At 67.8% G+C, this 9,959-nt stretch carries 10 protein-coding genes and 1 tRNA gene; 6 read left to right on the forward strand and 5 right to left on the reverse strand.

What is annotated here, in order from left to right; translation table 11 throughout:
• Positions 1-509 precede the first annotated feature (509 nt).
• Positions 510-1,193 (forward strand): vWA domain-containing protein, encoded by a 684-nt coding sequence (locus C466_RS15860; protein ID WP_080505953.1) that lies wholly within the window; start codon positions 510-512, stop codon positions 1,191-1,193.
• A gap of 273 nt (positions 1,194-1,466) precedes the next feature.
• Here C466_RS15860 and C466_RS05835 read toward each other — a convergent pair whose 3' ends face one another.
• Together C466_RS05835 and C466_RS05840 are read right to left on the reverse strand one after the other, a co-directional pair.
• Positions 1,467-1,901, reverse strand: coding sequence for a type II toxin-antitoxin system VapC family toxin (locus C466_RS05835; RefSeq protein WP_004595579.1), 435 nt, complete (start codon positions 1,899-1,901; stop codon positions 1,467-1,469).
• On the reverse strand, positions 1,902-2,153 hold the full coding sequence (locus C466_RS05840; protein ID WP_004595580.1) for an AbrB/MazE/SpoVT family DNA-binding domain-containing protein: 252 nt from the start codon (positions 2,151-2,153) through the stop codon (positions 1,902-1,904).
• A 186-nt stretch (positions 2,154-2,339) separates the two neighbouring features.
• Between C466_RS05840 and C466_RS05845 the strand changes: the two genes are divergently transcribed.
• Genes C466_RS05845 through C466_RS05855 form a run of 3 tightly spaced genes read left to right on the forward strand, consistent with a single transcriptional unit; the run spans position 2,340 to position 5,502 of the window.
• Entirely contained in the window at positions 2,340-3,038 is a 699-nt protein-coding gene (locus tag C466_RS05845; RefSeq protein WP_004595581.1) for a P-loop NTPase family protein, read from the forward strand.
• Entirely contained in the window at positions 3,038-3,295 is a 258-nt protein-coding gene (locus tag C466_RS05850) for a hypothetical protein (protein ID WP_004595582.1), read from the forward strand. Before C466_RS05845 ends, C466_RS05850 begins: the two co-directional genes overlap by 1 nt.
• A 2-nt stretch (positions 3,296-3,297) precedes the next feature.
• On the forward strand, positions 3,298-5,502 hold the full coding sequence (locus C466_RS05855; RefSeq protein WP_004595583.1) for a type B DNA-directed DNA polymerase: 2,205 nt from the start codon (positions 3,298-3,300) through the stop codon (positions 5,500-5,502).
• Between the two features lie 41 nt (positions 5,503-5,543).
• Here C466_RS05855 and C466_RS05860 read toward each other — a convergent pair whose 3' ends face one another.
• The 3 genes from C466_RS05860 to C466_RS05870 all read right to left on the reverse strand — a co-directional run bounded on the left by C466_RS05860 (position 5,544) and on the right by C466_RS05870 (position 7,785).
• Positions 5,544-6,743: a threonine synthase gene (locus tag C466_RS05860; RefSeq protein ID WP_004595584.1), complete on the reverse strand. Its 1,200-nt coding sequence runs from the start codon at positions 6,741-6,743 to the stop codon at positions 5,544-5,546.
• A 222-nt stretch (positions 6,744-6,965) separates the two neighbouring features.
• Positions 6,966-7,039 (reverse strand) — tRNA-Ile (locus C466_RS05865).
• Positions 7,040-7,143: 104 nt separating this feature from the next.
• Complete coding sequence (locus tag C466_RS05870; protein ID WP_004595585.1) at positions 7,144-7,785, reverse strand: FxsA family protein; 642 nt, start codon at positions 7,783-7,785, stop codon at positions 7,144-7,146.
• Positions 7,786-7,956: 171 nt separating this feature from the next.
• Between C466_RS05870 and C466_RS05875 the strand changes: the two genes are divergently transcribed.
• Together C466_RS05875 and C466_RS05880 are read left to right on the forward strand one after the other, a co-directional pair.
• A complete protein-coding gene (locus tag C466_RS05875) occupies positions 7,957-8,664 on the forward strand; it encodes a DUF1405 domain-containing protein (protein WP_004595586.1) in 708 nt (235 codons plus the stop codon).
• Positions 8,665-8,757: 93 nt separating this feature from the next.
• Positions 8,758-9,804, forward strand: coding sequence for a hypothetical protein (locus tag C466_RS05880; protein ID WP_004595587.1), 1,047 nt, complete (start codon positions 8,758-8,760; stop codon positions 9,802-9,804).
• The last annotated feature ends 155 nt before the right edge of the window (positions 9,805-9,959 follow it).

Here is a 9,959-nt window from a genome sequence, read left to right on the forward strand (position 1 = left end):
AGCGCTGATCAGCCACTACCGACGACTCATTGTAACAGAATAGGTGACTCAGGTCAGGTTCGCTGACGATGCTTTGTGAGGTACTGAATCTGTTTCGCCAGACGGGTAACCGCGATATTGACAATCTTCTCTTGCTTTCGACTGAGCTGGCTTGAATTCTTTTTGACCGTATTGGACGCCTTATTGTCGGTTGAGGACGTAGAGGAAGCAGTGGAAGCAAGGACTCCAGCTGCTTTTGCAGCTGTCACTGTTCCGGGCGGCAACCCAGATAGAGTTCCCATTACTTCCTCACCGAATGTCTCAATTAATGTTTCGAGTCCCATTGTTTTGCTCAGTTAATCGTCGATTCCGTCTCTTTTCAACGGAGATACCGCTCTATATTGTTTCTCCAATTGATTTGTTAGTATATTCACTGATAAATGTGATCCCTACCCACTATCTAGATGGCATTTTGGTCGTGGTAACAACCACCACAAAACTTAATTTTAGAGAGGATTATTAGCTGACATATGGGGCTGCTCTTCGGATCCTCGGGACCAAGCAAACTTAGCGTTGTGAAAGATAACTCAAAAGAATTCGTTGAAGAACTCCATCGAAAAAAGTCGCACATTGGAGCGGTATCTTATTTTGACTCATCCTACTCGGTCGGAACCGCTCGAAGGAATCCTGCGGACGTGAAGTCCGATATTTCCTCCCTATCTACTGGAGGAAAAACCGCTTTGAACGATTCGATCATAGAATCGATGAAGACTCTGCGGCACGCCCAACTATCAGGTAAGGCACCGATTCCTGCTCTACTGCTTACATTTACGGATGGAAAAGAGAATAGGAGCGAACATAATTTAAATGATGTCCGGAACACAATAGATGAGATTGGTTTCAAACCAAGCAATGGATGCTACTTTGCTATTGCGGGAATTGGTAATGCCTCTCAGCAAGACTTGAAAGATATGTGTAGCGGTGGGAGGGGCCTCTATACGCATACAAAAGATGACATCAACAAGGCCTTTGCTTTGTTTTTGGAAGCAACTCTGGCTGTTGTCAAAGGTAGGGAATCATACCGAGAAATCAGAAAGAACGAACAGAATCTCTCATTAAAACAATTAGAGCGTAAATTCACCCAGGTCCGAATTATCCCACTACAGTATATGCTAAACATCGATACGTCCGGATCAATGAGTAATTCTCCGTGAACGTAGAAAGATAGTCTAATTGAAGAAGTGTATTTCGTAGCTAGATTCGACCAGTTCTCACAGACTACAGCCTCTCTGGCTCGAAGTTCATCACCAGCCGCTCTTTGGCGTCCTTCGCCGACCCGCGCTTGCCGCTGTTGATGAACCGCTTCTCGTCGCGGTCGAGTACGTACACGTCCTCGAACGTCGCCGGAAGTTCTTCGTACGAGCAGATCCAGTGCCCTCCAGTCCCGCAAGCACGTCGACGAGCGCCTCACTGAACACAACCGCCTCTCACTCCGGCTGATACGGATTCGTCGCGACATCGAGCCGGGAGACGTCCTCGGCGGCGTCGAAGTCGTCGTCGAACGCGTAGCAGTAGTCGAGTTCCTCGGCGCGCATGTACGCGACGAGGCAGGCGTCGATGAGCGAGAACCCCTCGTGCCGCCGGAAGAGCCCCTTCGCCGTCGCGAACGCGTCCGCCGTCAGCGACTCGACGTGGAGCCGCGCGTTCGCCTCCACCCGGTCGAGGAAGTCGACGGCGGCGTCGTGGCCCGCGTGCGTCGTCAGGTCGTTGAGCGTCTCCGCGAGCACGTAGTCCAGGATCACCGCCTCCGGGAGCTCCCCGGCGTCGATCCCCCTGAGGATCGGGAGGGCGTCCTCGTGCGCGCCGTCCCGACGGTACGCCGCCGCGAAGAGCACGGTCGTGTCGACGAGCGCCCGGGGCATTTACTCGGGGTCGACGCCCCACGCGTCGTGCTCGGTCTCGACGTCGGTCTCCCGGTCGCCGTCGTACCCGTCGAACTCGCCGAACGTCCCGCTGCGCTGCTGAACGACCCGCACGCGAAGCGTGCCGTCGTCCTCGATCCGCCAGCGGAGCGTGTCCCCGTCGTCGATATCCATCTCTCGACGGATGTGGGCCGGAATGTTCGCCTGATTTCCCGAGACCGTGCTCTCGGAGTCGACGCGCTCGCTGCTCATGCGTGTACGTACGTGGCCGCTTTCATAAATGTAGTGTGCGCTCACACTACTCTCGACTATCGCTACGTCTCTCCGACCGGCAGGCACTCCCTCATATCCGGTGCGACTCTCCCACCCCTCGCCACTTCCACTTTCACTCCCCGGGTATGGCTCACCCCTTTTTGCCGTCTCCCCGTCGAGACGCACATGTCCACTCGTTCCGACCGACCGACCGCGGACCTCCCGGAGCTCTCGTCGGGGGTCACGCTCGTCGACGTCGACGACGACCTTGGCGTCACGCCCGTCCAGGCGCTGCTGCTCGACCGCGTGCTCGGGAGCGACGGCCCGGCGTTCTGGGTCGACGGCGCGAACCGAGCGAACACGACGCGCCTCCGCGAGCTCGCCCCGGCCGACCGCGTGCTCGACCGCGTCGAGGTCGCCCGCGGGTTCACGGCCCACCAGCACACGGCGCTGCTCGACCGACTGGCCGGCCGGCTCGCGGCCCGGGCGTCGCCGTCGGTCGTCCTCGCGACCGGCCTCGACGCGCGCTACCGCGCCGCCGATGTCGACCGCGAACTGGCCGGAGACATGTTCGTCCGCGCGGTCGCCGCGGTCGCGCGCGTCGCCCGCGTCCACGACGCCCCCGTCCTCGTGACGCGCTGCCGGGACGACGCGTTCTCGCGCCCGCTCCGCCGCGCCGCCGCGACGCGCCTCACCTGCCGGGCGACGCCGTTCGGCCCGCGCTTCGAGGACGCCGCGGGCGAGGCGGAGACGCTCGTCTACCGCGGGGCAGACGGCTGGACGCAGACGACGCTCGCGTACTGGCGCGAGGTGCTCGAACACCGCGCCCGGATGTACGACTCGGCGGCGCTCGGCCGCCCGGCCGCCGCGACGGGGGTGCGCTGATGGGCCGGACGACCCCCACCTACCGGGACCGGCTGACCGCGCTCGAAGACGAGTGGGGGCCGTTCCGCCGCGCGCTGCGCCGCGGGGACCAGCGGCGGTTCGACCGGCTGTTCGCCTACGCTCGCGACCGCGCGGACGCCGCCGGCCACCTCAACCACGCCGACCCGCTGGCGCCGGTGTGGATGGGGATCGCGCTCGAACAGGAGCGCCGCATCGCCGAACTGGAGTCGCGGGTCGACGCCCTCGCCGACGCGTAACCGTGGTCCTCACGGTCGACTTCCTCGACGACGGTCGCGTCGCCGAGTGGCACATCGCGCCGGACGGCGCCGATCGCGAGGTCCGCGAGGACTACCGCCCGACGCTGTTCGTCGGCGATCCGGTCGACGACCTCTACGGCCGCGCGGGCGGACCCGACCCGACGCCGCCCGCCCGCGACGGGCTCTCTGACGCGCTGTGTTCCCTCCGGTCGTTCCTCGACGGGCAGGCGGCGGTGGCCGGCCTCGGCGTCGAGTCGCACCGCCAGACGTTCCGGACGACCGCCCGCCCGCTCCTCCGCGTCGACGCGGCGTCGATCGACGCCGTCCGCACGATCGCGAGGCGGGTGCGGGAGTTCGACCGGCCGGACGCGTACACCTGCTACGACGTCGACCTCACGCGGGAGCTACGCTACTGCCTCGAGACGGGCACCCCGGCCGCGCCCGACCGGTCGGTCCGCGACCTCCGGGCGCTTCGCTTCGAGCGCCCCCGTCACGAGTCGGGCGTCGAGTCGCTCCCGCACCTCACGGTCGACGGCGAGCGGGTCGGTTCGTCGCCGGGCGAGGTCGTCGCGGGCGTCCGAGCGGTCCTCGACGACCGCGACCCCGACGTGCTGGTCGTCTCGACCGCCGACCTCGTTCCGCTGCTGTTCGAGGCGGCCGACGCCGTCGGCGTCGACCTCGAACTCGGCCGGCGACCGGGATACGCGAAGCTCGCTGGCGAGTCGACGTACACCTCGTACGGGCGGGTGGGCCACTCGCCCGCGCGGTACGCGGTGCCCGGTCGCGTCGTCGTCGACGAGTCCAACTCCTTCTTCTACCACGAGTCGGGGCTCGAGGGGTGTCTCGACCTCGTCGAACGCTCGGGATTACCACTCCAAGAACTCGGCTGGGCCTCCATCGGTCGGGTGCTGACGGCGATGCAGATCCGCGAGGCGCGGCGCCGCGACGTGGTCGTCCCCTGGCGGGCGTGGCGCCCGGAGCTGTTCAAGTCGGCGGCGACGCTCGACGACGCCGACCGCGGCGGGACGACGCTCGCCCCCGAGGTCGGCGTCCACGAGGACGTCCACGAGCTCGACTTCGCGTCGCTGTACCCGAACATCATCCGGACGCGCAACCTCTCGCCCGAGACCGTCCGGTGCGGGTGTTGCGACACCGACGACGTCCCCGGACTCGGCTACTCGGTCTGCGACCGCGACGGCTACCTGCCGGACGTGTTGGGACCCCTCATCGACGCGCGCAGCGAGATCAAAGCGGACCTCGCCGATACCGCGGACTCCCCCGACGCCGGCGGCGACGAGCGGGAGCGGCTGGAAGCCGCCTCGTCGGCGATCAAGTGGATCCTCGTCTCCTGTTTCGGCTACCAGGGGTTCAGCAACGCGAAGTTCGGCCGCATCGAGTGTCACGAGGCGATCAACGCCTACGCCCGCGAACTCCTCCTCGGCGCGAAGAACGCCTTGGAGGCGGCCGGCTGGCGCGTCCTCCACGGCATCGTCGACTCCATCTGGGTGACGCCCGCCGAGGACCGCGAACAGCGCCCGCTGACCGCGGTCGCAAAGGAGATCAGTCGAGAGGCCGGCGTCGAGCTGGAGTACGAGTGCGCGTTCGACTGGGTGGCGTTCTGTCCGACCCGGAATTCGCAGTCGGGCGCGCTGACGCGCTACTTCGGGCGGCGACGCGGGGCGGCCTACCCCGAGACCGGGCTCGGCGACGCGGTCAAGACCCGCGGGATCGAGGGCCGGCAGCGCTCGACGCCGGCGTGGGTCGAGGACGTCCAGACCGAAGCGCTCCGCGCCTTCGACGAGACGCGCTCGCCGGAGGCGGTGTGTGACGCCCTCCGGCGCCGACTCCGCGAGCTACGGGACGGCGAGGTGGATCCCGCGGACCTCGTCGTCGACAACCGCGTGTCGAAGGACGTGACGGACTACTCGCGGGAGACGCTCACCGTGGCCGCCCTGAAACGCGCGGAGATGGAGGGCGCCGGACTGGCTCCCGGACAGACGGTTCGGTACGTCGTCGTCGAGGCGGACGCACGCGGCCCGGCGCGCGTCCGGCTGGCGTTCGAAGAGACCGCCCGCTACGACGTCGCGTGGTACGAGGACGCCGCCGTGCGCGCCGTCGAGAGCGTGCTGGCCCCGGTCGGTTGGCGCGAGGGGGAGATCAGAGACTACCTCGCCGGAACAACCGACGAGACGCTGGCGGGCTACTGAGGGCCGACGCGCCGACGGGAGTCGACCGGTCTCTCGACGAGTCATAACACCGCGTCGCGGACCGCGGCGGGGACGTCCGTCCGGTCGACCTCTCGAACGGACGAGGTATCCGGGTCGGACGCACCGTACTTGTACCCCGACCCGGTCAGTATCACGGCGACGTCGTCGTCGGAACCGAGCTCGCCGGCCGCGGAGAGCTCTCGCACGGCGGCTGTCGCCACCGCACAGGACGGCTCGACGGAGACGCCTGCGTCGGCCGCGAGCCGGTCCGTTTCGGCCAGCATCGCCTCTTCGGGGACGGAGACGACGCCGCCGTCCGTCGCTCGAACGGCGGCCAGCGCTCGGTTCCCGCTCGGCGGGTCGGCGTTGTTGATCGAGACGGCCGCCGTCGGTTCGCCTTCGACGGGCTCGACGCGGGAGTTTCCGCCTCGGTACGCCTGCGCGATCGGGTCACACCGCGCGGCCTGCGCGAGGTAGATCCGCGGCACCGTCGAGAGCAGTCCCGCCGCGTCCAGTTCCCGGAGCGCCTTCCAGACCCCGCTCGCCTGCCCGCCGCTGCTGACCGGCAAGACGATCGCGTCGGGGGCGTCGGGCGCGAACGCCTCGCAGATCTCGTACGCGACCGTCTTCTGGCCGGCCACCCGGAGCGGGGCGTCCGAGTTGAGGAACGCGACGCCGAGGTCGCCGTCGAGGGTGTCGTCGTAGAGCCGCCCGTAGTCGCCGCGGACCCGGAACAGGTGCGGGTCGTGTTGGGCGATCATCGCGAGCCGCGAGTCGGGGGTGTCCTCGGCCACGAGGATGATCGCCTCCCGATCTGCCGCGGCGGCGTGGGCGGCGACGCTCAGGGCCATGTTGCCGTGCGAGACGGTTCCGACCGGGCCGTCCACCCGACAGATCCCGACGGCCGTCCCCCGGTCTTTGAAGCTCCCCGTCGGGTTGACGCCCTCCACCTTGAGGTGGATCCGCGGCCCGTCCGTCGGTTCGATCGACGGCGCGCGGAACAGCGGCGTCCCGCCCGCGGCGGCGGCGAGCCCGGTCGGCGCGGTCGCGGGAAGCACGGACTCGTAGCGCCAGAGCGTGTCCCGTCCGAGCGAGCTCCCGCTCCCCGCCGTTTCGCTCGCGTCGGGCCAGTCGAACCCGGTCGTGTCGGTCTCGACCCAGAGCGGTTCGCCGCAGCGACAGCGGGCCGCGTCGCCGAACGCGTACGTCTCGCCGCAGTCGTAACACGCCAGCTGCTCCATACCCCACCCTCGCGGGCGGTGTACAAATGACTGGCCACGGGAGACCGAGCGAGGATATCGGTCGACTAACGCAGATCGAGGGACAGCAGTGACTACCGGCGTAATTTAAGCCCGGACGAGACGCGACAGCGGCGCCTCTATGGGAGTGAAACGACGAAATTGGGTGGCTGGGGAGTCCCAGCCCACCAATTTCACCCGGTCAGAGACCGGGCGAATAGCAGGTGGGCCAACACGGATTTGAACCGTGGACCTCCCGGTTATCAGCCGAGCGCTCAACCTGACTGAGCTATTGGCCCAGGTGAGCGCATTCAGTCGTTGCGCGGGTAGGATTTTAAGGGTTTCCTTTCGGCAGCCGGCCGCCGTGTGGCGGTTTCACGGGGGACTCACGACGCCCGCGCCGTCAGTCGGTTCCCTTCCGCTCCTCCTCTTCGACGGTGAAATCCACGTCGACGACGTCGTCGTCCGCCGACGCGCCGCCGGCGTCCGCGTTGCCGCCGGCGCTCCCGTCTGGGTCGGCGCCGTTACCGCCGTCGAATCCGTCGGGGCCGCTACCGGAGGCGCCACCGGGACCGCCGCCGGAGAACCCGCCGCCGCCCATCGTGAAGTCGCCCTCGCCGTCGTCGGGGAAGCCGCCGATGTAGACGTTGCCCGAGAAGAAGCCGTCCGTCTCGCGCTCGATGTAGGGGACGACGACGTACTTCTTCAGGGCCACGCGGATGGGGACTCGCGAGAGCGGGAGCGCGAGCAGGAAGCCGACCGCGTCGGTGACGAGCCCCGGCGTGAGCAGGAACGCGCCCGCGGCGATGAGCAGCCCGCCGTCGAGCAGTTCGTCGGTCGGCGGCGCTCCGCGCGCCACCTTGCGTTGGATCCGAGCGAGCGTCGCCCGCCCCTCGGCGCGCAACAGGAGCATCCCGAGGACGGCCGTCAACACGACCAAGGCGACCGTCGCGGGCCACCCGAGCCGCGTCGCGACCACGATCAGGAACAGCGCGTCCACGAGGGGGACGACGAGGAGCAGCGCGAGCAGCGTTCGCGGGCGCATACCTCCGCCTTTCCGCCGGGCGCCCATAGCCCTTTTCGTCGCGGCCGCGGGTCGGTCAGGGGTCGAGCGGTGCGGAGTCGGGCGGGACGGGGCGGTCGGTTCCTCCCCGCGCCAGCCGGTCGCGCCCGCCGCGACCGCCACGGCTTTGCCCGCCCGGTCCGAGCCGGCGGTATGGACATCGTCGGCGCGCTCGGCCGCGACCCGCCCGACCGCGAGTCGCTCCCGCGGTGGGTCGCGCCGCTCCCGAAACGGCTGGAGGACGTCGCCTTCCGGTTCGCGTGGGTCATCGTCGCGATCAACCTCGTCGGGACCGCCTTCGGCTTCTGGTACTACCGGTTCCAGTTTCAGGAGCTCCCGACCGAGATGTGGATCTTCATCCCGGACAGCCCCGGAGCGACGCTGCTCATCGCGCTCGCGCTCGGCGCGTGGGCGCTCGGGCGGTCGAGCGACACGCTCGCCGCGCTCGCCTTCTTCGGCAATATCAAGCTCGGGCTGTGGACGCCGTACGTCCTCGTCGTCTTCTTCCCGGAGTTCCTCGCGCTCAACGGCCCGGCGCTGTACGCGTTCCTCCTCTTTAGCCACCTCGCGATGGTCGTCCAGGCGTTCGTCCTCCACCGGATCACCGACTTCCCGCTCCGCGCGGTCGCGATCGCGACCGCGTGGTACACCGTCGACCTGCTGATGGACTACTTCGTGCCCGTGATCGGCGACGTGACCCACACCTCGCTGCCGTACGCCGACGGCGCGCCGTGGTTCACCACGACGGTCCTTCAGGTCGCGGCGGCGGGCGCGGTCGCGCTCACCGTGGTCCCGCTGTTCTGGGCGCTCGGGACGCGGATCGCGACGCTCCGAGACCGCGCGAGCGACGCCGGAGCGTAGTCGGGGCCGAGGCGTATCCGGGTCCGGGGGATCGTCCGGCCCCGGTCGCCGCGCGCTCACCGATTTAAGTGACCGGGCGGCGTCGGATCGGCCATGAGCCACTACGAGCGGATCGCCGACCTCTCGGTGACGATCGAGTCGGTCGCCAGACGGCGACGGACGGCGGACACGACGAGCGGGTTCGAGCGGACGACCACGGAGTACCGGCTCTCCGGCGACGGCCTCGTCGGTCGCGGCGAGGACGTGACCTACGAGACCGCCGACCACGACGCGCTCGCCGGGACCGACCCGATCGACGTCGAGGGGGAGTGGACGATCGACGAGCTGTCGGACCGGCTCGACGAGATCGACCTCTTTCACGGGAACCCGCCGGAGAACGAGGCCGCGCGCAACTATCGCCGCTGGGCGGTCGAGAGCGCGGCGCTCGACTTGGCGCTCCGACAGCAGGAGGAGTCGCTCGGCGAGCGCCTCGGCGTCGACCCGGAGCCGGTCCGCTTCGTCGTCTCGACGCGGCTCGGCGACCCGCCCTCGACCGAGCGCGTCGAGGCGCTGCTCGCGCGCAACCCTGACTTGGAGTTCAAGCTCGACCCCACGCCGGAGTGGCCGGAAGCGGCGTTCGAGACCCTCCGGGAAACCGACGCCGTGCGCGTCCTCGATTTAAAAGGGTGGTACGAGGGGACGGAGATCGACGTCGAGCCGGACCCGGAGCTGTACCGCGACGTGTTCGCGGCGTTCCCGGGCGCGGTCGTCGAGGACCCCGCGTTCACGCCGGCGACGAGCGCGCTCGTCGAGCCGCAGGCCGACCGGCTCTCCTTCGACTACCCGATCGACGGCGTCGAGAGCCTGAAGTCGCTCCCGGTCGAGCCGGGGTGGTGTAACGTCAAGCCCTCGCGGTTCGGCACGCTCGAATCCCTGTTCGAGACGATCTCGTACTGCGAGCGGAACGGGATCGAGCTGTACGGCGGCGGCCAGTTCGAGCTCGCGAGCGGCCGCACGGCGATCCAGACGCTCGCCGCGCTCTGTTACCCGGACGGCCCGAACGACGTGGCGCCGCGAGCGTACAACGACCCCGACGGCGAGCCGCCGTATCCGAAGAGCCCGCTCCGCCCGAGCCGCGACGCGGTCGGCTTCGAGTTCTAAAAAGGCGTGAGTCAGCCGACTGCCGAGGTCAACGATTTATAAATAACAACTGTGGTGGCGCGTGCCTGCGAGCGGCCGCCACCGGCGGCCGCGAGACAGCACGCGCGAGGGACGCGGTGAGCGCTCGGAGAGCGCGAACCGCGAGGCTGGGGAGG

It is taken from the genome of Halorubrum distributum JCM 10118 (genome assembly GCF_000337335.1).
GTDB lineage: Archaea > Halobacteriota > Halobacteria > Halobacteriales > Haloferacaceae > Halorubrum > Halorubrum distributum.

Excerpts from the sequence above, each read along its gene's own strand:
- C466_RS15860 (WP_080505953.1), top strand. The coding sequence starts at position 510 with ATGGGGCTGCTCTTCGGATCCTCGGGACCAAGCAAACTTAGCGTTGTG.
- C466_RS05835 (WP_004595579.1), bottom strand. The coding sequence starts at position 1,901 with ATGCCCCGGGCGCTCGTCGACACGACCGTGCTCTTCGCGGCGGCGTAC.
- C466_RS05840 (WP_004595580.1), bottom strand. The coding sequence starts at position 2,153 with ATGAGCAGCGAGCGCGTCGACTCCGAGAGCACGGTCTCGGGAAATCAG.
- C466_RS05845 (WP_004595581.1), top strand. The coding sequence starts at position 2,340 with ATGTCCACTCGTTCCGACCGACCGACCGCGGACCTCCCGGAGCTCTCG.
- C466_RS05850 (WP_004595582.1), top strand. The coding sequence starts at position 3,038 with ATGGGCCGGACGACCCCCACCTACCGGGACCGGCTGACCGCGCTCGAA.
- C466_RS05860 (WP_004595584.1), bottom strand. The coding sequence starts at position 6,743 with ATGGAGCAGCTGGCGTGTTACGACTGCGGCGAGACGTACGCGTTCGGC.
- C466_RS05870 (WP_004595585.1), bottom strand. The coding sequence starts at position 7,785 with ATGCGCCCGCGAACGCTGCTCGCGCTGCTCCTCGTCGTCCCCCTCGTG.
- C466_RS05875 (WP_004595586.1), top strand. The coding sequence starts at position 7,957 with ATGGACATCGTCGGCGCGCTCGGCCGCGACCCGCCCGACCGCGAGTCG.
- C466_RS05880 (WP_004595587.1), top strand. The coding sequence starts at position 8,758 with ATGAGCCACTACGAGCGGATCGCCGACCTCTCGGTGACGATCGAGTCG.